The organism is Deltaproteobacteria bacterium, assembly GCA_021737785.1.
Lineage (GTDB): Bacteria > Desulfobacterota > DSM-4660 > Desulfatiglandales > Desulfatiglandaceae > AUK324.
Window position 1 is genome coordinate 70,498 of the sequence record JAIPDI010000019.1, and the last position, 23,499, is coordinate 93,996.

Annotated in this window: 24 protein-coding genes, 1 other RNA gene and 1 pseudogene; 14 read left to right on the top strand and 12 right to left on the bottom strand. The window is 52.3% G+C overall.

Features of this window, described 5'->3' with window-relative positions:
- Positions 1-6 precede the first annotated feature (6 nt).
- On the bottom strand, positions 7-774 hold the full coding sequence (locus K9N21_11135) for a nucleoside phosphorylase (protein ID MCF8144462.1): 768 nt from the start codon (positions 772-774) through the stop codon (positions 7-9).
- Between the two features lie 514 nt (positions 775-1,288).
- Here K9N21_11135 and ffh point away from each other — a divergent pair.
- The 14 genes and pseudogenes from ffh to K9N21_11205 all read left to right on the top strand — a co-directional run bounded on the left by ffh (position 1,289) and on the right by K9N21_11205 (position 10,921).
- Positions 1,289-2,614 (top strand): signal recognition particle protein, encoded by a 1,326-nt coding sequence (ffh, locus tag K9N21_11140; protein ID MCF8144463.1) that lies wholly within the window; start codon positions 1,289-1,291, stop codon positions 2,612-2,614.
- Positions 2,615-2,686: 72 nt separating this feature from the next.
- Positions 2,687-2,950: a 30S ribosomal protein S16 gene (rpsP, locus tag K9N21_11145; GenBank protein MCF8144464.1), complete on the top strand. Its 264-nt coding sequence runs from the start codon at positions 2,687-2,689 to the stop codon at positions 2,948-2,950.
- A gap of 37 nt (positions 2,951-2,987) precedes the next feature.
- Complete coding sequence (locus tag K9N21_11150; GenBank protein MCF8144465.1) at positions 2,988-3,218, top strand: KH domain-containing protein; 231 nt, start codon at positions 2,988-2,990, stop codon at positions 3,216-3,218.
- A gap of 26 nt (positions 3,219-3,244) precedes the next feature.
- Entirely contained in the window at positions 3,245-3,754 is a 510-nt protein-coding gene (gene rimM, locus K9N21_11155) for a ribosome maturation factor RimM (protein ID MCF8144466.1), read from the top strand.
- A complete protein-coding gene (gene trmD, locus K9N21_11160; GenBank protein MCF8144467.1) occupies positions 3,744-4,463 on the top strand; it encodes a tRNA (guanosine(37)-N1)-methyltransferase TrmD in 720 nt (239 codons plus the stop codon). Before rimM ends, trmD begins: the two co-directional genes overlap by 11 nt.
- 9 nt (positions 4,464-4,472) lie before the next feature.
- Positions 4,473-5,024 carry an RNA methyltransferase gene (locus K9N21_11165; GenBank protein MCF8144468.1) on the top strand — a complete coding sequence of 184 codons (552 nt, stop codon included), beginning with the start codon at positions 4,473-4,475 and terminating at the stop codon, positions 5,022-5,024.
- 84 nt (positions 5,025-5,108) lie between these two features.
- A complete protein-coding gene (rplS, locus tag K9N21_11170) occupies positions 5,109-5,453 on the top strand; it encodes a 50S ribosomal protein L19 (GenBank protein MCF8144469.1) in 345 nt (114 codons plus the stop codon).
- A 60-nt stretch (positions 5,454-5,513) separates the two neighbouring features.
- Positions 5,514-6,221 carry a ribonuclease HII gene (locus tag K9N21_11175; protein ID MCF8144470.1) on the top strand — a complete coding sequence of 236 codons (708 nt, stop codon included), beginning with the start codon at positions 5,514-5,516 and terminating at the stop codon, positions 6,219-6,221.
- Positions 6,222-6,307: 86 nt separating this feature from the next.
- A complete protein-coding gene (locus K9N21_11180; protein MCF8144471.1) occupies positions 6,308-6,676 on the top strand; it encodes a YraN family protein in 369 nt (122 codons plus the stop codon).
- A 12-nt stretch (positions 6,677-6,688) separates the two neighbouring features.
- The gene (rsmI, locus tag K9N21_11185; protein MCF8144472.1) at positions 6,689-7,852 is read left to right on the top strand and encodes a 16S rRNA (cytidine(1402)-2'-O)-methyltransferase; all 1,164 of its coding nucleotides are present in this window, start codon (positions 6,689-6,691) and stop codon (positions 7,850-7,852) included.
- The gene (ptsP, locus tag K9N21_11190) at positions 7,849-9,633 is read left to right on the top strand and encodes a phosphoenolpyruvate--protein phosphotransferase (GenBank protein MCF8144473.1); all 1,785 of its coding nucleotides are present in this window, start codon (positions 7,849-7,851) and stop codon (positions 9,631-9,633) included. The genes rsmI and ptsP overlap by 4 nt, the downstream gene beginning before the upstream one ends.
- Before the next feature lie 156 nt (positions 9,634-9,789).
- Entirely contained in the window at positions 9,790-10,254 is a 465-nt protein-coding gene (smpB, locus tag K9N21_11195; protein MCF8144474.1) for an SsrA-binding protein SmpB, read from the top strand.
- Positions 10,255-10,327: 73 nt separating this feature from the next.
- Positions 10,328-10,684, top strand: a transfer-messenger RNA (tmRNA) gene (gene ssrA / locus K9N21_11200).
- Positions 10,685-10,861: 177 nt separating this feature from the next.
- Positions 10,862-10,921 (top strand): annotated as a pseudogene (locus K9N21_11205) (hypothetical protein).
- A gap of 143 nt (positions 10,922-11,064) precedes the next feature.
- Here the strand turns inward: K9N21_11205 and K9N21_11210 are convergent.
- The 11 genes from K9N21_11210 to K9N21_11260 all read right to left on the bottom strand — a co-directional run bounded on the left by K9N21_11210 (position 11,065) and on the right by K9N21_11260 (position 23,472).
- Positions 11,065-12,435 (bottom strand): sigma-54 dependent transcriptional regulator, encoded by a 1,371-nt coding sequence (locus K9N21_11210; protein ID MCF8144475.1) that lies wholly within the window; start codon positions 12,433-12,435, stop codon positions 11,065-11,067.
- A 16-nt stretch (positions 12,436-12,451) separates the two neighbouring features.
- Positions 12,452-13,603 carry a lipid-A-disaccharide synthase gene (gene lpxB / locus K9N21_11215; protein MCF8144476.1) on the bottom strand — a complete coding sequence of 384 codons (1,152 nt, stop codon included), beginning with the start codon at positions 13,601-13,603 and terminating at the stop codon, positions 12,452-12,454.
- Positions 13,604-13,619: 16 nt separating this feature from the next.
- Entirely contained in the window at positions 13,620-14,591 is a 972-nt protein-coding gene (locus tag K9N21_11220) for a Gfo/Idh/MocA family oxidoreductase (protein MCF8144477.1), read from the bottom strand.
- A gap of 73 nt (positions 14,592-14,664) precedes the next feature.
- Positions 14,665-15,486, bottom strand: coding sequence for a UDP-2,3-diacylglucosamine diphosphatase LpxI (gene lpxI, locus K9N21_11225; protein MCF8144478.1), 822 nt, complete (start codon positions 15,484-15,486; stop codon positions 14,665-14,667).
- A gap of 53 nt (positions 15,487-15,539) precedes the next feature.
- Positions 15,540-16,313, bottom strand: coding sequence for an acyl-ACP--UDP-N-acetylglucosamine O-acyltransferase (lpxA, locus tag K9N21_11230; protein MCF8144479.1), 774 nt, complete (start codon positions 16,311-16,313; stop codon positions 15,540-15,542).
- A gap of 83 nt (positions 16,314-16,396) precedes the next feature.
- Entirely contained in the window at positions 16,397-16,843 is a 447-nt protein-coding gene (fabZ, locus tag K9N21_11235; GenBank protein ID MCF8144480.1) for a 3-hydroxyacyl-ACP dehydratase FabZ, read from the bottom strand.
- A gap of 8 nt (positions 16,844-16,851) precedes the next feature.
- Entirely contained in the window at positions 16,852-17,958 is a 1,107-nt protein-coding gene (lpxD, locus tag K9N21_11240) for a UDP-3-O-(3-hydroxymyristoyl)glucosamine N-acyltransferase (GenBank protein MCF8144481.1), read from the bottom strand.
- Entirely contained in the window at positions 17,942-18,463 is a 522-nt protein-coding gene (locus tag K9N21_11245) for an OmpH family outer membrane protein (protein MCF8144482.1), read from the bottom strand. The genes lpxD and K9N21_11245 overlap by 17 nt, the downstream gene beginning before the upstream one ends.
- Positions 18,464-18,826: 363 nt before the next feature.
- Complete coding sequence (gene bamA / locus K9N21_11250) at positions 18,827-21,571, bottom strand: outer membrane protein assembly factor BamA (protein ID MCF8144483.1); 2,745 nt, start codon at positions 21,569-21,571, stop codon at positions 18,827-18,829.
- Entirely contained in the window at positions 21,555-22,217 is a 663-nt protein-coding gene (locus K9N21_11255; GenBank protein MCF8144484.1) for an ABC transporter ATP-binding protein, read from the bottom strand. Before K9N21_11255 ends, bamA begins: the two co-directional genes overlap by 17 nt.
- 31 nt (positions 22,218-22,248) lie before the next feature.
- Entirely contained in the window at positions 22,249-23,472 is a 1,224-nt protein-coding gene (locus K9N21_11260; protein ID MCF8144485.1) for a lipoprotein-releasing ABC transporter permease subunit, read from the bottom strand.
- Positions 23,473-23,499 lie beyond the last annotated feature (27 nt).

A 23,499-nucleotide genomic window follows, 5' to 3' on the forward strand; every position in this document is an offset into this window, starting at 1 on the left:
GCTGTTTTATTTCAAAGGATAGCGGTCCGCCGAGGTCTTGGAAAGATCGAAAAGCAGGTCGCCTGCCAGCCGGGTGCTTTCTCTCAATCTGGGTTCGGAGAAGCCCGGCTTCCACTTAAGATCAGACAGTTCATCTGAAACCACCATCAGGGCTGTCAGTGACGATGAACGATAGGCCGCTACCGTTAAGAGGGCCGATAATTCCATATCCACGGCCAGAACGCCCAATTTCTGAAAACGGCTTACCTTCTCCGGGGTCTCCCGATAGATGGCATCTGTGGTCCAGATGTCTCCTTCTACAGCCTCCCGGCCTTTGTGGACAACGGCGCCTGCCAGCATCCGGTTGAGTCCTGGATCGGCACTGGGCTCCTCACCTGCCAAAGGATAATGCTGTGAAGTCCCCTCTTCTGATATTGCCCGGACCGGGATCACCAGATCGCCGATGTTCAGATCAGGCTGCAATGATCCGCACCATCCCAGAACCCATATCTGTCTGGCCCCCATAACAATCAGTTTTTCCAGGCCCATGACCGCATGGGGAGCGCCGATAAACGGCCCTGCCAGGGCAACGGCGGACGCAGGCGTTTCACTTTCAGCCCGGTAGAGCCGGTACAGGGGCGAGTCACTGAACTGAATTTCTATTGCCCCGGACAGCCGGACAAGCCGCTTTAGCTCCTGAGGGAGCATCACCATCAGCACAACAGGACCTAGTGTGGGATCCCTCTTTCCCTTTACCGGATGAATAATCCCCTGACTGTGCGTTTCCCTTTGCATGAATGGCGAATCGCCTTTGATCCCGAAAAATGAGCATCGTGCCGCAGGCGCGGATGTACCGCCTGAATATTAGAAGGAATCCTCCACATTGGCAACCCTTAAATGACGCATCACCGAGGAAAAGGGCTGGATCATGCTGCCTCGGCGAGGGGTACATCTTGGATAGCTTTCACACAAGAGAAAGAGGCCGCCCAAGTGTGGACACTGAACAATAGGATACCGGGATGCCGGAATCCCGGGAAGCCGGTCTATTCGGAACCGCTGACAATGGATTTCTGATGCTCGGATTTTGCTGCCCAAGGGAATGGATGGCACATCCTTCAGGATGGCGGGATTCCGGGCAGCCGGGATCCGGTTTCAGGCGGCATGCGAACATTTTAGTGGCAAAATTGTTAAAATGTGTTAATAGTTTAACAGTAGCTGGCAAAGAGCCCGATAATGTCTATGATTTTTGTTGACATAAATAAATGAATTGACATAAACTAACCGATTACAAAATCAAGAGCGTAACTCCATGTTTGACAGCTTATCAGAAAAACTGAATCGCACCCTCAAAAAGTTGACCGGTCGCGGAAGATTGACCGAGGCCAACATTCAGGATGCCATGAAAGAGGTGCGTTTAGCCCTTCTGGAAGCGGATGTCAACTATAAGGTGGTCAAGAACCTGATTTCGGACATCCGGGAACGGGCAATCGGACAGGACGTTCTTGAAAGCCTGACCCCCGGGCAGCAGATTGTAAAGATTGTCAATGAAGAGCTGGCCCGATTAATGGGTGAGGCCCGGACAGGGCTTGAATTGGTGGGACGGACCCCCCATGTACTGATGCTGGTGGGACTCCAAGGATCGGGAAAGACCACCACAGCCGCCAAACTGGCCCGGCATCTGCGAAAACAGGGAAGACATCCGTATCTGGTCCCTGCAGATATCTACAGGCCGGCCGCTGTGGATCAGCTCAAAAAGCTGGGGGTGCAGATCGATGTCCCGGTCTACCCCACTGAAGCAGGACAGCGTCCTGACAGCATATGCATAGATGCACTGGCCGGGGCCGGGAGGGAAGGGGCGGATGTACTGATTATCGATACCGCCGGTCGCCTCCATATCGATGAAACCCTCATGGCCGAACTGGAGACGATCAAGTCTAAAATGCATCCGACCGAGATCCTCTTGGTCGCTGATGCCATGACCGGGCAGGACGCGGTCACCGTGGCAAAGGAGTTTAATGCGCGGCTTGATATCTCCGGCGTGATCCTCTCCAAGATGGAAGGGGATGCAAGGGGCGGCGCCGCCCTTTCCATAAAAGCGATTACCGGCAAGCCCATTAAATTTGTGGGCGTGGGGGAGAAGGTCGATGCGCTGGAACCGTTTCATCCGGACAGGATGGCCTCACAGATCCTGGGAATGGGAGACATGCTGTCTCTCATCGAGAAGGCCCAGGAGGAATTCGATGAAAAAGAGGCCAAGAAGCTGGAAAGAAAGCTTAAACGAAGCGAATTCGATCTTGAGGATTTCCGCTCACAGTTGAAACAGATGAAAAAGCTCGGCTCGCTCGATGATATCCTGGGGATGATCCCGGGAATGGGCAAATTGAAGAAACTCGGAAATCTAAAACCGGATGAAAAAGAATTGGTCAAAGTGGAGGCGATTATCGACTCCATGACCGCGGAGGAGCGACGGCGGCATAAAATTATTAATGGAAGCAGGAGACGAAGAATTGCCAGAGGGAGCGGGACAACCGTTCAGGACGTGAATCGTCTATTAAAAAACTTTTTGCAGACAAAGAAGATGATGGAACGCTTTACCAAAAAGGGTGGCTTGGAAATCCCATCTTTTTTCGGCTGAAGATTGGGCATTTAATCAGGTCCCGGTTTTGATCTTGCCGGGACCAGTGAAACGAGGGGGTGATAAGGGCAAATGGCAGTTAGAATTCGAATGACACGGATGGGTGCGAAAAAGAAGCCGTTTTACCGTCTGGTGGCGGCCGATTCACAAGCACGGCGGGATGGAAGATTTTTAGAGATACTGGGTTATTATGATCCCACGAAGGATCCTGCGGTAGTGAAGATCCACGAAGAGAAGGTAAACTACTGGCTTGGACAAGGGGCGCGCGTCTCGGAATCGGCCAAGGCCATCCTGAAGAAGGAAGGCATGATGCAATCCCATTCAGCGTCAAATTGAGGTGACGTTTCTGCCTGATCAGATGGGAGGTGAATCGATGAAGGAGTTGATTTCATATATTGCGAAAGCGCTCGTGGATAAACCGGAAGAAGTGGCCGTTACGGAAATAGAGGGAGAACAGACGTCCGTTATTGAGCTGAAAGTAGCCAAGGATGATCTCGGAAAAGTCATCGGCAAGCAGGGCCGCACGGCACGCGCCATGCGGACGATTCTCAGCGCAGCCTCCACAAAGATTAAGAAACGATCGGTTCTGGAGATAATAGAATAGCGTTGGTATCCGGGGTGGCCGGAAATTTGCTCCTGATAGGGAAGGTCCTTAGACCGCATGGGCTGGAAGGGCTCCTCCGTGTCCGGTCCTTTGCTCGGTCTGAGGCATCGTTTAGACAGACCTCGGAAGTTCTTGTAAGACCTGCCGGCGGAGAGATCCATGCGTGCAAGGTGGTGTCTGCAAATCCTCACAAGAATATTGTCTTAATGAAATTGGAGGGAGTGAACTCATTAGAAGAGGCGGAGAAGTTGAGAGAAGCGGAAGTCCTGATCCCAACTGAAACCATTCCCCGCGAGGAAGGGGAATATTTCTGGCATGAACTGATCGGCCTTAAGGTCTTTCAAAACACGGGGGAGTATATCGGCGACATCTCCCGAATTATACCCGCAGGGGGCGGTGAAATTTATGTGGTGGGGCGAGGCAAGAAAGAGATCTTTGTCCCGGCCACATACGAGGTGGTCAAAGAGATCAACCTCGAAAAGGGAACAATGACCATTTCGCCCATGGAGGGGTTGTTAAACCTGAATGACTTTTAGCGTTCTTACCCTCTTTCCTGAAATGATCGAGGCCTATCTGAGACAGGGTGTTTTGGGCCATGCGGTGAGCAGGGGATTGGTGGGTGTCACGCTGGTCAATATCCGCGACTTTGCGAGAGGAACCCACAAAATCACAGATGACCGTCCATATGGCGGGGGCGACGGTATGATCATGAAACCGGGGCCTATCTCCCGCGCCCTGGGGTCGATTGACAGGGTTAACGGAATAAGTCGGGTGATCCTCCTCAGTCCTCAGGGAAAGCGGTTCGACCAGTCGATGGCATGGGAGATGTCCCGATGGGACCAACTTATCCTGATCTGCGGCCGCTATGAAGGGGTCGATGAGAGGATCCTGTCGACCCATATCGATTTGGAACTCTCGGTGGGCGATTATATCCTGACGGGAGGGGAACTGGGGGCCATGGTGGTCATTGATGCGGTGGCCCGACTCATCCCGGGGGTTCTGGGGGGTGAAAGATCCAGTGTCGAGGATTCTTTTGAAGACGGCCTTTTGAAATACCCTCAATACACCCGGCCCAGGACGTTCCAGGGAAGTGACGTACCGGACGTCCTCCTATCCGGGGATCACGAAAAAATCAGGGTGTGGCGCAGGAAGGAATCCCTCAGACGGACCGTAGAAAGACGACCTGACCTCCTGAAACAGGCCAACCTGACGGCAGAGGACAGAGCGTTTCTGGCGGAACTATAGGGGGCGTGGGTGCGTCTCTACATCGGACTGGTTCATTTTCCTGTTTACAACAAGAACCATGAGAAGATCGTGTCTGCCATCACCACCCTGGATATTCATGATATGGCCAGGTTGGCCACGACATATGATGTCAGTAGATTTTTTATTGTTACCCCGCTTGATGATCAGCAGGAATTTGCGAGGCGGGTTCTACGGCATTGGCTCGAAGGGTATGGCGGCCGGTACAACCGGCACCGGAAAGAGGCGCTTGAATGCGTTTCCGTTGTGGGAACCCTGGAGCAGGCAATCGCCCGAATCCATGAAATGGAGGGAGAGGCTCCCTTAACCATCGCCACTGATGCAGCAAACCCGAAAGAGCGGTCCATATCCTGTACAGAGGCGAGGGAGGCCATTTGGAATAATGAGGTGGTAGCCCTGTTATTCGGGACGGCATGGGGCCTTCATGAAGAGGCGATAAGGCAGGCGGACCGGGTGCTGGTCCCTATCCTGGGGAAAAAAGGCTACAATCATCTCTCCGTCAGGACCGCGGCAGCCATTATACTGGACCGGTTGGCGGGATAGAAGAAGCTTTGAATACGGGCAGGACGCAGGAGGTCCGGACTGACGCGTTGCTGCTTCGATATATGACAAGAAGAGGAGAAAAACATGAATATCATGGAAGCGCTTGAAAAGGAACAGATGCGTGTCGATATTCCCGATTTCAGGCCGGGGGACACGGTTCGGGTACACGCCAGGATAAAAGAGGGCGAGAAAGAACGAATCCAGATGTTTCAGGGGGTTGTTATTCGTAAGCGGAAGGGGACTACCGGCGCCACCTTTACCGTCAGGAAGGTCTCCTACAATATCGGTGTCGAACGGATCTTTCCGCTGCATTCCCCGGTGATAGATAAAATCGAGATCGTCACAAGGGGCAAGGTCCGGAGGGGACGCCTTTACTACCTGAGAAACCTGAGGGGAAAGGCGGCCAGGATCAAGGAGAAACGAACCTGATGAAGCCGATGCGCGTCGGTTCAGGAAATCGGATGGCGCCGGTCCGCGAGACGGGTAGCCGTGGGTCCGCATGAAAATTTTCAGCTCTTCCCGGAGTGTGTCGACCCCTTGACCGGAACTCCCTTTTTTTATGAGGGGTTGGCGCGACAGACCGGATACCGGCTGATCGCCGGGGTGGATGAAGCAGGTCGGGGTCCCCTGGCCGGTCCGGTGGTGGCCGCGGCAGTCATCTTTTCCGGAACTCCGGATCTGCAGGGAATCCGGGATTCAAAACAGATGACGGCAGGGAAGAGAGAAGAGGCATTCGCCGTCATCCAGCGGGAGGCCTTAACCACGGGCATCGGTGTTGTTCCTCGCTGGTATATTGACGAATTCAATATTCTGAGGGCCTCACTCGAGGCCATGTCGCGCGCTGTAAAGGCCCTTGACCCGCAACCGGAGATCCTTCTTGTTGACGGGATCCATCCAGTTCCCATTTCCATCACTCAGAGATGTCTTAAGAAGGGCGACCAGATCTGTACCAGCATCTCTGCTGCCTCAGTCCTTGCCAAGGTGTACCGGGACAGGATCATGCGGGCCTGTCATAAAATGTATCCCGTCTACGATTTTGATAAAAACAAGGGCTATGGAACCGCCCGACACCTTGCCGCACTGAAGGCGTATGGACCATGTCCATTTCACCGGTTGACCTTTAGACGAGTCGCGTGGGAATGGAAAACCACATTGAGTTCAAGACGGGCACAATTTTCATTTTTTGAGAATGTTTAGGCCCGGCTTGCCCCAGGTTGGATGCATCAGACTGTTTTGCGGTGAGAGCGCAGCAAGAGAGACGATCTACAGAAAGCAGGCGGGTTTTGACAAGGGAACGGCTCGAATTAGGCGCATTTGGAGAAGAATTGGCCCTCAGGAAGATAAAACGCCTGGGGTATCGATCCATTCTTCGAAACTACCGGTGCCCCTTGGGGGAGGTGGACCTGATTGCACGGGATGGCGACACCCTGGTCTTCATTGAGATCAAAACCAGAAAGGGAAAGACCGTCGGCTATGCCAAAGAGGCTGTTAATGAGAGGAAACGGAGGCAGCTCTCAAAGGTTGCCCTGGCCTATATGAAATCAATGAACTGTTGCGATATCAAGGCCAGATTCGATGTGGTCGCCGTCAGCCTGGGACCAGGCGAACCTGAAATTGAAGTCATAAAAAACGCCTTCGATCTGGCCTATTAGGCAGGACCTGCAGTGGAAAATCCGGATGTCATTGATGACCGCGATCCAACATATGGAATTCTATATGTGGTATCCACGCCCATCGGCAATCTGGAAGACATTACCTTGAGGGCCTTGAAAATCCTGAAAAGCGTTGACATGATCGCCGCAGAGAATGTCTCTCATACAAGACATCTGTGTGAGCGTTATGGCGCCAAAACAGCCCTCACGAGCTATCACCAGCATAATCAGAACACGAAGACCGAACCGCTCATCCGCCGGCTCAAGTCCGGGGTGAACATTGCCCTTGTGACCGATGCCGGGACCCCCGGCATTTCTGATCCGGGGGTGCGGCTGATCAACCGGGCGGCGGAGGAGGGCATCAGGGTAAGGCCTGTTCCAGGGCCTTCGGCAGTGGTGGCCGCGCTATCTGTATCCGGCCTTCCCACGGATCGTTTTCTATTCCTGGGATTTTTGTCAAATAAGCCAGGGAAGAGAAAAAAGGAGCTGAAAAGACTGGTCTCGGAAACCCGTACCATGGTTTTTTACGAGGCCCCGCATCGCATCCAGGCGATGTTGGCCGATCTGGAAGAGATATTCGGAGAGAGACGAATGGTCATGCTGAGGGAGATGACCAAAGTCTTTGAGGAGGTAAAGCGGGGCGCCCCGGGAGATATCCTGGCCTCTCTCACGCCGGAGAAAATCAGGGGTGAATTTACACTCGTGGTGGCAGGGAGTGAATCTAAAGAGGCATCCAGAGGATTAAGCGAAAAGGCCTTAAATCAGATAAAGTCGCTGATCAGGACCGACCGGAGGAGCACAAAGGATATCGCTGCTCTGATCTCTGAAGAAGAAGGATTGGCCTATCGGCAGGTATACAAAGCATGCCTTGACGAAAAAAGTAAGGCAGGAGGAGAGAACACCGTGGAATCCGTCAGAAGACTCAAGGTCAGAAACAGCTTGGGCCTTCATGCCCGGTCGGCCGCCAAGATAGTGGAATTGGGGAGGCAGTATGATTCCCGACTCTTTCTCAAGAAAGATGACCAAGAGGTGGATGGTTCCAGCATCCTGTCCATACTGACGTTGGCATGCCCCAAAGGAACCCAGATGGAGGCCAGGATTGTGGGAGACGATTCGGAGAACTTTATGGAAAAATTGAGTGAGTTATTTGAGCGAAACTTTGGAGAGCGGGCATGAAAATGGATTCTGTGACCGCCCAAAAAGAGCTGCGGGGGATTCCCGTCTATCCCGATATCGTCATCGGCAAGGCCCATCTGGTGGACCGGTCAAAGGCCAAGATCCTGTACCAGTGCTTTGTCAACGAAGCGCAGTTGAATCGGGAGGTGGAACGATTTGAAGAGGCCCTCCGCTCGGTGGAGGCCCAGTTTATTTCTCTCAAGAACAAGATGCCGGATATGGTGAAGGACCAGGCCTTTATATTGGACAGCCACCTGATGATCCTTAAGGACAGCATGCTCCGCGACTCCACCATCAATAAGATCCTTGAGGAAAAGATAAATGCCGAATGGGCCCTCAAGAAAACACTGGAAGAGATACGAGGTGTCTTTGAACAAATCGATGACGATTATATCAGCAAACGCATCAGCGATGTGGAGAATGTTACGGATCGCCTCCTCAGGACCCTTTCCGGCGACAGCGGGCACAGCCTGAGTGATATCAATCAGAGAGTGATCATTGTTGCGCATGATCTGTCGCCGGCGGATACCACTGAATTGAATACCGCCAAGGTGATGGGGTTCATTACCGATGTTGGGGGGAAGACCTCCCATACCGCCATCATGGCCCAGGCCCTGGAAATTCCGGCGGTGGTTGGTCTTGAGCACGCGACTGCCTTTGTGCAAGACGGCGATCTCCTGATTGTTGATGGGACCTCCGGCGTGGTCGTGATCAATCCCGAAGACAGCGACATCATCCTTTATCAGGAACGGAAGCTCCAACTCCAGAAATACAGGTCCAGCATCGCCCGGATGAGCCATCTCCCGGCGGAGACCCCTGACGGGCATCGGATTGCCATTACCGCCAACATCGAGTTCTTGGAAGAAGTGACTGCTGCCAAAGATTATGGCGGCGAAGGGATTGGGCTTTACAGAACGGAATTCCTCTATCTTAGAGGAAAAGGCTTCCCAGATGAAGAGGAACTGTTTGAAGACTATCGGGAGGTCGTGGAGATCATGCGGCCGGCACCGGTCAGCATTCGGACCCTGGACTTAGGAGGCGATAAGTTTGCGTCAGAGACGTCCATGTCCAACGAGAATAATCCTGCACTCGGGCTGAGGGCCATTCGTTTCTGCCTGCGGGAGCCGGAGATATTCAAAGTCCAGCTCCGTGCGATTCTCAGGGCGAGTGCCTTCGGCAGCATCCGATTGATGTTCCCGATGATCTCCGGTCTCCAGGAACTATTGGATGCAAAGATAATTCTGGACGAGGTCAAAGAAGACCTGAATCAGGAACATATCCCGTATGATAACGCCATGGAAGTCGGGATTATGGTTGAGATCCCCTCAGCCGTTACCATGGCCGAGGTCTTGGCCCGTCATGTCGATTTTTTCAGTATCGGAACCAATGATCTAATCCAGTACGCCCTCGCCATTGACCGGGTCAATGAGCACGTGGCCTACATGTATCAGCCGTTTCATCCGGCCATTCTCAGGATGATCCGGCAGGTGGTCGTGGCGGGCAGAAATGCCGGGATACCGGTTTCCCTGTGTGGGGAGATGGCAGGCGATCCCCTTTGCATTTCCATTTTGTTAGGGATCGGCCTCGACGCGCTCAGCATGAACGCCAGGGCAATCCCTCTCATCAAAAAAATGGTAAGGGCGATTCCGATGGAACAGGCCCGGGCAGACCTGGAAAAGATCATGTTGCTGAACACCGCCAAAGAAGTGCGGACCTTTATCTTGCAGCAGACCCGGGGGATATTTCCCGAGTTGGAGGAAAAGGGATACCTCCTGAATTGATTATCGACGATTACATATGGACTGCTGAAGCATCCAAAATCAAAGGCCCGGTTTCGACGGATTTTTATCATCCAATGATAATTGAAGGACAGCCATGCGAATGAGACATCGAAGGACCTTGGATGGGCATTTGGGAGGGGCGGTTTTATGCCGGTGATTCGGGATTCAGCGATAAAGACGGTCTGTCAAAATAAAAAGGCCGGTCATGAGTACTATCTTGACGAATTTATTGAGGCGGGCATGGTGCTTCTGGGCGCAGAGGTGAAATCCCTCAGGGAGGGACGGGCCAATCTTGTGGACAGTTATGCCAGGGTGCGGCGGGGTGAAGTTTTTCTATATAACATGCATATTTCTCCCTATCCATTTGCCCATGGGGCTGACCTGGATCCGACCCGGGCTCGAAAGCTTCTGCTGAACAATAAGGAGATCAGACGTCTGATCGGAAAGACCGAGCTGAAAGGGTATTCCCTGATCCCCACCAAAGTCTATTTTAAAAAGGGGCGGGCCAAGGTGGAAATCGCTCTGGCAAGAGGAAAGAAGAAATATGACAAGCGGAGGTCATTGAAGGAAAAGGAGTTGAAACGGGAGATGGATCAGGCCCGTAAGAAAAGTAATTATTGACAACCGGGCCATCCGTAATTATTATTAAACCAACAAAATAACCAATGACTTTTCATCCATAATCTTCGTTTGAGGGGGCGAAACGGCTTCGACGGGGATAATTGAAGTGTAGGTTGCATACCGAGGTTCCAGCTGCTCGTAAAACAGGTGGGCTTAACACAAACGCAGACGATTATGCGTATGCCTTAGCCGCATAAAATAGGCTAACGTCTTCTCGGTCTTTGCCTGCGTGACCGAAAAAGACGTCGACTAGCGGGCTAGCTGATCCGTTGGACCTGTGAAACGGAAAGGCGAAACTTTACACAGGTTAGCTTCTAGGACGCCTTGCCCAATTGTGATCCCTGAGGTGAAATTTAAAAATTGGGCTAAGTATGTAGACGCCTATGCGGAATGTTTCCGGACGGGGGTTCGACTCCCCCCGCCTCCACCAAAAAAAGATCCAAGAAGCCCCCAAAACGCCTTTAACCCCCGATTTCCTCACAGGATTCGGGGGTTTTTCTTTCATAACGCCACAGTCCAAAGTTCTCGTAATATATTGATTTTATTGAATGCATAAATTCCAGGCCGTCATTCCGGCGCAAGCCGGAATCCAGTGTCTTTTTAAGAAGTTAAATGTTCTGGATGCCGGTCGAAGATCCCGTACTTGCGGGGATCAAGGCCGGCATGACGTGAGAACTTTGGACTCTCAAGTTTCACAAGGGGTCACCATTCAAATTCCGTCATTTGGCCCGTCAAACGGATCCCCGTCTCCACCGATCACAGGAGATGCACGTCCAGGAACCTTCTCCGAGATCTTTGATGGGCCCCTTTTCATTCATCCCTGTATGTATCCAGCTGATATCCTTTTATCTTCTTGTGAAGGTTGCTTCTTTCGATACCGATGGCCTCGGCTGTCTGGGAGATGTTTCCGTTGAACTGCTGCAGCTTTGCCTGAATAAATGCCTTCTCGAACTGGCTTTTTGCCTCTTTGAGGGAATCGGACACAACACCCGATTCAACGCTGGTTTTCGCCTCGGAGGTCCGGTTGTAAGGTAATGGAATATCTTTGGCCTGGATAATTTTCCCTGGCACCATGATCATGAGCCTCTCGATAAGGTTCTTCAATTCTCTGACATTTCCAGGCCAATCGTATCTCTGAAGGATGGAGATGGCCTCCTCGGAGATCTCTTTTGCCTCAATATTCGTGGTCAGGGAAAATTCCGATATAAATTCCCTTGCCAGGCTGGGGATATCCTCAAGCCGCTCCCTGAGAGACGGTACCCGGATGGGGATGACATTCAGCCGGAAGTACAGATCATCCCTGAAGGTGCCTTTTTCGATTTCGGCTTCAAGGTCTTTATTGGTCGCTGCGATCACTCTCACATCCACGTGAATGGTCTTGGTTCCCCCTACCCTCTCGAATTTTTGTTCCTGCAAGATCCTGAGGGTTTTCGACTGGGCCTTCAGACTCATATCGCCGATCTCATCGAGAAAAATGGTCCCTTCGTGGGCGGAATCAAATTTCCCCTTTCTCATGGTGGAGGCCCCGGTAAATGCGCCCTTCTCATGACCGAAAAGCTCGCTCTCGATGAGGTCCTCAGGTATGGCCGCGCAATTTACTTCCACGATAGGCTTGTGACTGCGCCGGCTCAAGAGGTGGATGGTGTGGGCCACAAGCTCCTTTCCTGTACCGTTTTCCCCTGAAATAAGGACCCATGCATTGGTAGGGGCGACGATCTTGATCTGCTCCTTCAATTCCTTAATCGCCCTGCTGCTGCCGGTGATGTGATACCTGTTCCGTTCCCTTTCCTTGAGAAGGCTCACCTCCTCCTCTAGTCTATAATATTCAAGGGCATTATTGATGGAGAGGAGAAGCTTGTCCAGGGAAAGCGGCTTTTCCACGAAATCGTAGGCCCCTATTTTGGTCGCCTTCACTGCGGTTTCGATGCTGCCGTGCCCCGACATCATGACCACCTGAAGGTTTGAATACTCCGCTTTGATCCTTTGCAGGGTCTCAAGGCCGTCAAGTCCCGGCATCCAGATATCCAGGAGGACCAGATCCGGCGTTGCCTCCTTGATCTTATCCAATGCCTCTGTCCCGCTCTCGGCAGTCAGAACCTCAAACCCTTCATCTGAAAGAATACCGATCAGTGACTGAAGAATACTCTTTTCATCGTCCACGATTAAAATCGTCTTTGCCATTTAGATATCGCTCCATTCATTCCATCATCTCAATGGCTATTCGGGCGGCCTTTTCAGATGCCCCGCCCTTTCCGAGGTCTTTACGTATCCCTTTCAGCTTTACGATCATCTTTTCCCTCCTCTCCTCATCTTCGAGGAGCGAAAGTGCCTCGCTGGCAAGCCTGTCAGGCGTCACCTCGTCCTGGATCAATTCCGGGACCACCCTCTCACCGGCTACGAGGTTTACCAACCCGATAAACGGCACCCTGATCAACTTCTTTCCGAGCCAGTAGGAGAAAGGGGCGACCTTGTATACCACAACCATGGGGATTCCCATGATTGCCGTATCCAGGGTCGCCGTGCCTGAGGCTACCAGCGCAATATGGCAGTGCTCCAGTGTCCGGTAGACGTCGTTTTGGTGGATTTCTATATTCAATGGGGTGTTTCGGACAAAGGTCTCGACATATTTACGTTCAATGGTCTGGGCCAACGGCAGCAGGCATTGGATGTGGGGATATTTGGTCTTGAGGATCTCCACGGCCCGGATCATGACAGGGAGGAGATTTCTGAGTTCATCCTTCCGGCTCCCCGGAAGCAACCCCACGACCGGATGTCGCATATGGGTCTTGCTCTGAAGGCCTGGGCCCCTGGCCTGGGTCCGGCCCGGCAAGACGCGCTCCCGAACTTTGGATTCAAATTCATCCACCAGGGGGTGCCCCACATAATCGACGTTCAGACCTCGTTTTCCGTAAAACGATTTTTCGAACGGCAGGATGACTGCCATACGGTCGACCCGCCTGGCTATCTTCTTTACCCGTCCCCCCCGCCATGCCCATACCTGGGGGCTTATATAGTACAGGACAGGGATACCCAGCCCCTTGGCGATCCGGGCCAGATAAAGATTGAAGTCTGGGTAGTCAATGAGGATCAAGAGGTCCGGACGAAGACTTTTCAGCGCAGATTTCATCGTACCCGCCGCCTTGACGATGGTTCGGACTTTGCGCAGGACCTCGGTCAAGCCGACCACGGCCATATCCGAGGATGAGACGAGTATCCTGACCCCTGCTTGAGCCATGCTGCTGCCCCCGATGCCCTCAAAGACCACGCCGGGGTTTAAGCGCTTGAGGGCCTTCACGAGATTGGACCCGTGCAGGTCGGCCGAGGCCTCACCGGCAACGATCAGTACCAGCCGACGATCTCCGGTATCAGAAGGCGGGGCTAAAATTCTGGCAGCCTCTCTCTATCTGGTCGATGATGTTAAGGGCGATTCTCAAGGCATTTCGCCCGTCCTGGCCGGTCACCACAGGTTCGGATTGGTTCATGACGGCATTGATAAACGCCCTTATCTCGTCATTCAGGGGGTCGCTATCCGCATACTTTTTCTTGCTTGTGGTCACTTCGGGAAAATTGTGAGAATTTTTCTTCTGATTGTCAAGGCTGATCACGGTGAGCTGACGTTTTCCGCAATCGGCAGACAGATAGGCATCCGGCTGAAACACACGGATCTTTCTCAGCATTTTCCCGGATACCCGGCTCGCGGTCAGATTGGCAGCGGTTCCGTCTTCAAAAATGATCCTGGCATTGGCGATGTCGGTCTTATTGGTAATGACAGGCATACCCACGGCGTGGACCTCTCTCACCTCTGACCGGATCATGTGAAGAATAATGTCCAGGTCGTGGATCATCAGGTCAAGGACCACGTCAACATCAAGCCCCCTTGTGGTAAAAAGGTTCATGCGGTGGGACTCCACAAAAACGGGGTTGTTCAGCAGCGGCATCATCTTGACAATGGCGGGGTTAAACCGTTCGACAAGACCCACTTGAAGCACCAGATTCCGTTCCCGGGCCATGCGGATGAGGGTATCCGCCTCGCTTAAGTCATAGGTGATCGGCTTTTCGATGAGCATGTGCACCCCTTCGGCCAGAACATCTTTGGCCACCTCAAAGTGCATCTCCGTCGTCACGGCCAGACTGACGGCATCCACCTTGTCCAGGATATGCCGGTGATCCGCGTATGCCTTTGTGTGGTAACGCCGGGCGATCTCATTGACGCGATCCCTGTCCACATCCACAACGCCCACGAGTTCCACCCCCGGGTGCGCCCTGTACTTCTGTACATGGTACTCCCCCAGATGCCCGACACCGATAACCCCGATTCTCGTCTTTATCTGTTCCATTTCAGGATCTCACATCCATCGGCCAAATCATTTACCTTATGACAATATTCCTCAACCTTTTCGATCCTGCGCATCAAGGTGCGGTGCCCAGAGAAACAATGGCGATATTCTTCCTGTCGGCCTCGGCAATCATCTCTGTTTTGTCAAACAAGAGGGTATTCCCTGCCTCCACGGCCAACACGGCACCCTTTACCCGTGAGAGGGTCCGTACGGTCTCAAGACCCACACAGGGAACATCAAATCGGAGATCCTGCCCGGGTTTACTCACCTTTACGACGACCGCCTTTTCCTGAGCCAGCTTCCCCCCCCTGAGAATGGTTGCATCGGTGCCATCAATGGCTTCAAGGGCCAGAACGGTCTTCTTCCTCACCACCACACACTGACCGATATCCAGACGACCCAGTTCCTTGGCCATCTTCCATCCAAACCGGATATCTTCCTTTTCGGCCTTGCTGGGACGCCTCGCTGTGAGGCATCCTTCCGGGGCAATGAGTTCGGGCAAGAACCGGGTGGAATTGGTAATTGTCAGCCCTTCCTTGTCCAGCTCTCTGGCAACGGCCCTGAGAATGTCATCATCATGAAAGAAGGCAAGTTTCGACATGATGGCCAGCCCTTTCAAGTCAGGCCTGATCTCGAACATCCGCTTTTTGGTGATGGTCCCTGCCATCAAGACCTCTGTGACGCCGCGCGATTTGAACGTCTTTATCAATTGCCCCAACTGTCCCAGCTTGACCCAGACAATTTCATCCACCTGGCTCGAGAGTTCCGGATCGGTTTCACCCAGGTGGGCCACGGCAACGACCCGCAACCCCTCCTTTCTGGCAGCCTCTGCGATAAGGAGCGGAAACTGGCCGCCACCGGCAATGATGCCGATTATTCCGCTATTCTTCCCCATAGTTTATCTGGCCTGAAAAGCATGTTTATTCCGGCCGCACAATGGGACCATATTCATCGCAGAATACCTCGCTTGGAGCCGGCCAAAAAATCCAGCAGCATCTTCAGCTCAGGTATGATTTCAAGAGTTGTTTTGACTTGAGCGATGCCATCCCTGAAACTCCTGTTTTCACGCCAGATGATGCTGTACGCCTTTTTGAGGATGTCGATGGTCCCCTGTGAAAAGCCCCTTCGAATCAGACCCTTCTGGTTGATTCCATATAGTTTTGCCCTGGGCCCGGCCGTTATCATGAAGGGGGGGACATCCCTGTCGATCCCTGATTTGGCCCCCAGGTAGGCATGTGCACCGATTCGAACGAATTGCTGAACAGCCAGGAACGCCCCCAATATGGCGTATTCATCGATATGGGTGTGCCCGCCCAGGGTAGCGCCGTTTGTTAATACGATATGATCTGCAAGCCGGCAGTCGTGGGCGATGTGGGCATAGGCCATCAGATAATTATTGCTGCCGATAACCGTTTCCCACTCCTCTTTGGTGGTGGCCCGGTTGATGGTGACATATTCTCTGACGATATTGTCATTTCCCATAATGAGGCGCGTATCCTCATTATGGTACCCGATGTCCTGGGGCGGTGTGCCGATGGAAGAAAAGGGATAAATCCGGTTTCGTTCCCCGAGCCGGGTATGGCCTTCGATCACCACGTGAGCGCCTATCGCTGTATCCTTTCCGATAACCACATGGTTTCCCACGGTGGCGTAAGGACCTATCTCCACCCCATCGGCAAGATGGGCAGTTGAACCGACCACTGCCGAAGGATGTATTTTGATTGAGTTGTCCACTGGTATTCGTCCATTATCATTTTGGTTGGTCTTACGGATCTTTCAATCGGCACATCATAAATCGAAATCCCTCAGCCGATGGTAGCCACCAGAATGGCTTCGGCAGCCACTTCCCCTTCTACAGAGGCCTTCCCTGCCATCTTCCAGATCCTGGATCCGGTCCGCAAGGGAACAAGCTCGAATCTGATCTGGTCGCCGGGGATGACCGGCCTCCGAAATTTCACCCCCTCCATGGATACGAAAAAGATTGAATTGCCCATCTCCCGCTCCAGCACATCGGGCACGGACAACCGGGCCAGAATGCCGCCCACCTGTGCCATCGCCTCAATGATAAGGACCCCGGGCATGATAGGATTACCTGGAAAATGACCCTGAAAAAACGGCTCGTTGGCGGTGACGTTCTTGATCCCGACCACCCGCTTGTTCATTTCCAGTTCAATGATTCGATCGACTAACAGAAACGGGTAACGATGGGGAAGAATCTTGATAATATCTTCATAAGTCAGCGGTAAATCCATGGTCGAACTTACTCCTTCCCGTATTCCGCGGCCTTATCTGAGGAACCATCCCCCGAAGGGGGGTGAGAATGCCGCTCAACCTCCTCGATCCGTTTTTCCAACTGTCTCAATCGCTGATTGAATTCGGGCAGCCGTGATGTCAAGGTGGTGGTCTTGAGCCACAGTCGATGGGATATCGCAGGGGAGCCGGAGACCAGTTCACCTGGAGCAATCGGCTTTGCAATGCCGGATTGGGGACCTATCATGGCCCTGTCTCCCACCTCGACATGATCTATGATGCCGACCTGACCGCCGATGACCACCTCGCGCCCGATGTGACAGCTCCCGGAGATACCTGCCTGGGCCACGATGATGGTATCCTCTCCAATGACGACATTATGAGCGATATGCACCAGATTGTCGGTCTTGGTCCCACTCTTGATCCATGTCTTTCCAAGTGCAGCCCGATCAATACAGTTGTTGGACCCGATCTCCACGCGGTCATCGATTTGGACGATCCCGGTCTGAGGGATCTTTACGGACGCAACGCCGTCCCGGACAAAGCCGAACCCATCGGCGCCGATGACGCTCCCCGGATGGATGATGACGTCGTTTCCGATGAGGCACCCTCTTAAGATGGCGACATTGGGATATATGAGGCATCTCCTGCCGATTTTTACGCCCTCGCCGATAAATACCCCGGGAAAGAGGGTGGTGCCGTCACCGATCTCCGCCCCCTGATCCACATACGCCATCGGATAAATGGACACACCTGCTCCGATAAGGCTTCCCTCATGAATGACGGCCTCCGGACTGATCCCCATATCTCTCGATACTCGAGGGGCGAGGAGCGCGGCCACCTTGGCATACGCCAGTTCCGCGTTGGAAACGATGATCTGCGGGCCGCTAAACAAGTCGGTCTTATGGGAGATCAACAGGGCGCCGGCGCGGGTCTTGCGCAGGCTCTCCTCATATCGTCGATCTGAAAAGAACGAGATTTCCGAAGGACCTGCATCGTTCAGGGAGTTGATGCCGGTAACAACAACGTCCCCGTTTCCGACGACCTTCCCGCCTGCAGCATCGGCGATCTCGTCGAGAGTCAAGGCCCGTTCTTCACTGTCAATTTGTTGCATCATACGCCTTGGTCACCCGGTCCGTGATATCCAGGGTATTATTATAATATACCAGCCCAACTGTCCCTTCTTCAAGAATGACGCTGAATCCTTCTGTCTGGCCGATTTTTTCTACGATTTTTTCTATGTCTTTTCCCACCATTTTGGTCGCCTCATATTCGGCATTTTTCATCTCTTGGGTGACTTCTTCATACATATACTTGTAGTGGCGCGTCCTTTTGCCCAATTCCATCTCCTTGCCTTCTTTGGCGTCCAGGCTCAACATCATGCTTTGTTTCTGAAGTTCCTCCTCGATTTTGGCTATCTGGGCCCTCTCCGCATCCAGCTTTTTTTGGAGGGCATTGAATTTTGCCTTCAACTCCTCTCTGATCTTCTGAAATTTGACGGAATTCTGCTGAAGCCGCTTCATGTTGAGCACCCCGATCTTGACGGTCTCTGCCAAGACATTTTCATGTTGAAAACAAAAAATCATAGAAAAACAGATGACCAAAAGACTAATTTTTTTCATTTTTACCCCCATTATGGTTGATATTGACGATATTGATTGAATGATAAATGACAAATAAAATCCATTTGTAGGAATAACGACCAAATCATACTTAGGCAGAACTTAGGGGCTTCGCCCCAACTGGAATGTTGGAATGATGGAATCACGCCCAGGCGTGAGAATAATGGGTTTAGCGGAATGGAGACAATTAGAAAAAATGATTTTCTGATTCTCATGGCCATCATTCCATTATTCCACGATTCCATCATTCCAGGTCAACGGCACAGCCAATTGCCGGAGAAAGATATATGATTACAACAACTTATATAAATTCCGAGACGTTTAATTATTTTGCCCCTACCCCATAGAGCGACAACCCATCGACTACAGCATCCCCCCTATGCTGAATTCCCATCTGCCGGAGGATTCGTCTCCGGTCCTGTCGAGATTCCACCCATATTCCAGCCTCAGCGGACCGATCGGAGAATACCATCTCACCCCGGCACCCGCAGACTTCTTGAGGTCGAAGGACCAGGGCTGGTCATAATCCGAATCAAATACATTGCCTGTGTCAAAAAACACGAGCCCCACGACCCCCTGCTCTTTAAGCACGGGAAAACGATATTCCAGATTATAGACCATCATCCCTGTGCCACCGACCCTGTATCCATTGGAGTCTACAGGAGAGATGCTCTCGTAATCAAATCCGCGCATCGTATTGATGCCCCCCAGAAAGAACTTCTGAAAAACAGAAAGTTTTCCCCTATCCTGGATATAGCCCCACCTCCCCTGCACCATAAATACCGTCTCCCAGAACATGGGGAAGAACCAGGCGGTCCTGGCCTTGTATTTGATGAATTGCTCATCGCCGCCGAGTCCCGCATACTGCCCTGACAATTCGTTGATCGACCCTTTTGTTGTATTCCAAAGATGGTCTCTGCTGTCCCGTTTGAAAATAAGGGCCGCGCTGCTGGTGACATTCCGGCCTTTCATGTCGAAGAGCGGTCCGGAGGTCTCCTGCACTTCGTAAATCCTGGAATTGTCGTAGTCATATCTTATCAAGGCCCGGGTGTAGTCATCGATAAAATCAAGAGGATAACCAAGGTTCAGGGCGACACCCATTGCATCCCTTGAATAATCCGTATATTCCTGATCCCACTTGTAAAGATCCGCACCAAACGACCACCGCGTATCAAAGAGCCAGGGCTCCACGAATCGTATATCAAATTCCGTGTTCTTTCCGCCGATCCTCGCCGCGGCCATGAGTTTCTGCCCGTACCCCAGGAAATTTTCATCCGCAATCTCGAACATGACAAAACCGGAATATGCAGAGCTGTACCCGGCGCCCACGCTGAAGGTCCGGGTCCCCCGCTCCTTCACCTTGACATCCAGTTTCATCAGGTCGTCCCGGCTCCCCTTTTTTGTCTCCATCTGAACGTCTTCGAAAAAGCCGAGCCGATTCAGGTTTGCCGTACTCTCTTTGAGACCTTGTCCGCTGAAATATTCACCTTCGATGACCTTCAGTTCGCGCCGGATGACCTTGTCTCTCGTCACCGTATTCCCCGAGATGGCAATCCTTTCAAAGCGTACTTTCTCCCCCTTGGAGATATTATATGTAACATCCGCAAGAAACGTTTCATCGTTTTCCTTGACGATCGGTTGGATTTCTGCATAGGCATACCCATGATCTGCGTAGACATCCCTCAACGCCAGGATGTCCCGTCGAACCACTTCCCGATTAAATGCCTCTTCCTTGCCGATTTGAACCTTCTTCAGGAGATCGTCGGCAGGTTGTATCAGGTCCCCCTCGACGGCAACCTTGTCCACCCCGTATTGATGCCCTTCAATAACATCAAAGGTGACGACCAGACCTTCGATGGTGTCGTCGTATGCGACCGTCGGTTCGCCTATTTTCGCCTTGATAAACCCGTGATTGTGATAAAATGCGGTCAGTTTGTGGATATCGAATTCCAGTTTCTTTTTGTCCAGAATCCCGGCCTTGGTAATCCATGAAAGAAACCATTTCTCACTGGTTTCCATGATATCCTTCAGGTCGTCATCATCAAAATGCTTGTTCCCCACGAATTGAATCTTTTCGATGTAAACCTTGTCATGTTCTTTAATCTTATACTTCAACATGACCTCATTATTGGGGATCGTTTCGGTGGTTTCCTCGATTTCGGCGTTGTAGTAGCCCTTTTCCCGGTAGAATTCTTTCAGCCGGTTCATACTCTGTCTGATTTCGTTATGATCCAGGATCGAATAAAGGCTTATTCCCAGCTCCTTCTTCAGGTCATCGTCATCCACCTCTTCATTCCCCTCAAATACTATTTTCCCGACAGAGGGTTTTTCCGTCACATGAAAGGTAACGATCTTTCCCGAAGGCCCGTCCTCGGTTTCCATCCTGACATCCTCAAAAAACCCCATCTTGTAGATATCTCGAAGGTCCTTATCAAGTTTGTCATAGTCAAGACGATCCCCTGCCCTTATCCCGGCTACGGCCAGAATCGCCGCCTTTTCAATACGACGATTGCCGGCCACCTGGACCGAGTCGATCTCGGGTACGCCCGTGACCCGATCAAAGACATTGACGGCAAGACGTTTCATGGTATCGGCCACATCGTCTATATCCTCCGAGACCTGGAAGATAAAAAACGGCGGCCTCTTCAGGGCAATGTCCATCACTTTCAGGTCGATGCTCGCCCTGTTTCCGATCTGAGTAAGACTCCCGGCCACCATCCAATCCGTCCCGAGCCTCTTCCCAAGGGCGACAAGGTCCGTCATTTCCGGTGCCGGCGCAAAGGCAATGGGAGATTTGTTGATCTCGTGGGGGGGGATGATGTGAAAGCCTTTTTCCTCCAACCGGGAGGAAAGTGTTTTTTGCAGCCCCAACTGGAGATGTCCGAGCGGTCCCCGGGCATTGATCTTAAAGGGCAGAACTGCGATGGTTTCCTTGGGTTCGGCCGCTGCCTCCGGCACAAGAAAAGCACACAGGATCAGGAGCAGCAGTGCCTGAAATATGATCCTGCCCGCCCCAAAGCGCATGGCCCCTGGTGAATGGTGCATAACGGCCGTCTCCCTGCGCTCTGCGCTCTTCCCTTTGCGATGTGTTCTACCGTATCTGTCCATCTATCAGCTCCATTTGTTTGGACATTCTCTTCGCCAGTCGCTGGTTATGGGTGGCAATGACCATGGCAACGCCTTCTTCCTGATTGAGACGCAAAAGGAGATCGGCGATCTCTTGCCCTGTCATCCAGTCAAGATTTCCGGTGGGTTCATCCCCCAGTATCAGCCTCGGATGCATGATCATGGCCCTTGCGATGGCCACGCGTTGCTGTTCCCCTCCTGAAAGCTCGCCTGCACGGTGCATCATCCGCTTCTCAAGTCCGACCTTTGAAAGGACATCCTTTGCCATTGAGACGGCGGTCTTTTTTGGATGCCTGGCGATGAGGGCGGGCATCAGGGTGTTTTCCAGTGCATTCAACTCGGGCAATAAATGATGAAATTGAAACACAAAACCGATCTCCCTGTTTCGCAGGCGTGTCAATCTTCCTTCATCCATCTGGTACATATCCATGTCACGGAATCGGACGACCCCTTTGGAAGGGGGTTCAAGACTTCCCATGATATTGAGCAGCGTCGACTTTCCCACCCCGGACGCACCCATGATCGCCATGCTGTCCCCAGGACGAATCACCAGGTTGATCCCCTTCAAGATCTCGATAATTTCCCCATGGTGATGAAAAGACTTGAATACCTCCTCAAGCCTTAACATGGGGGAGTCGGAGCTTTCCATAACCGTCTGGTTATTCATACCTGAAAGACTCCACCGGATTCAATCTGGAGGCATACCAGGATGGATACAGGGTGGCTAAAAAGGATATGACCACTGCAGCCCCGGCAACAAATGACACATCCGCAACCTCCACCTGGACAGGGAGGGTCGATATGTAATACACATCCGAAGGAAGGCTGATAAATTTATATCTGGCCAATAACTGGCATATCCCCAGGCCGCAGACAAGGCCGGTAATGGTGCCGACCACACCGACGAGGAGCCCCTGAAACATGAAAATGGACATAATGCTCCTGGCGGAAGCGCCCATGGCCCTCAGGATAGCCACATCCCTTGTTTTTTCCATGACTACCATGACCAGGGTGCTGATGATATTGAGGGCCCCCACCAGCACGATCATGGTCAGGATGATGAACATGGTCAGCTTTTCAAGCTTGAGCGCAGAAAAAAGGCTCCGGTTCATGAGCTTCCAGTCTTTTGTCCAGAAGGGATATCCCAGCCGCTCCTGAATATTCTTCGCTATTCTGTCCGACTGGTAGACATCCTCCACCCTGACCTCTATTCCTGTGACCTTGTTGCCCAGGGCCAGAAAATCCTGGGCCTCTGTCAGGGAGATGTAGATCATGGAGGCATCGTATTCATACATGCCTGAGTCAAATATGGCGGAGACCTTGAATCTTCGGGTATTGGGGGTTCTTCCCAGGGGCGTCAATTTCCCTTCCGGCGAGATGACGGTGATCTCGCTTCCGGCATGGGCCCCTATCCGTTTGGCGAGTTCACTTCCAATAATGATGGTCGGAAAATCATCCACCTCCCCTGCCAGGGAAGAGAGCGAGCCGTTTTTGATCATGTCTTGAAAGCCGATCACCGAACCGGCGCTGTCAGGATCGATGCCCCTCAAGACCGCGCCGGATACATTCCCTGCATTGTTGATCATGACCTGGGTAAAAATAAACGGCGTGACCGCAACAACCCCTTTTTCCCTGCTCACGTCCTGCTCGACCTGACGGTACTCGGCGAAGGGGCCGCTGAGGTTGAGGACCAGCACGTGGGAGTTGACCCCCAGGATCTTGGACATCAGGTCCGCCCGGAAGCCGTTCATCACTGAAAGGACCACGATAAGCGCCATCACCCCGACCATGACGCCAAGAATGGAAATAATGGTAATGACGGATATGAACCGCTGCTTTCGCTTGGCCCTGAGGTATTTCATTGCGAGAAAGAGTTCAAACATATGGCGATAATAGAGGAATTGTGAATT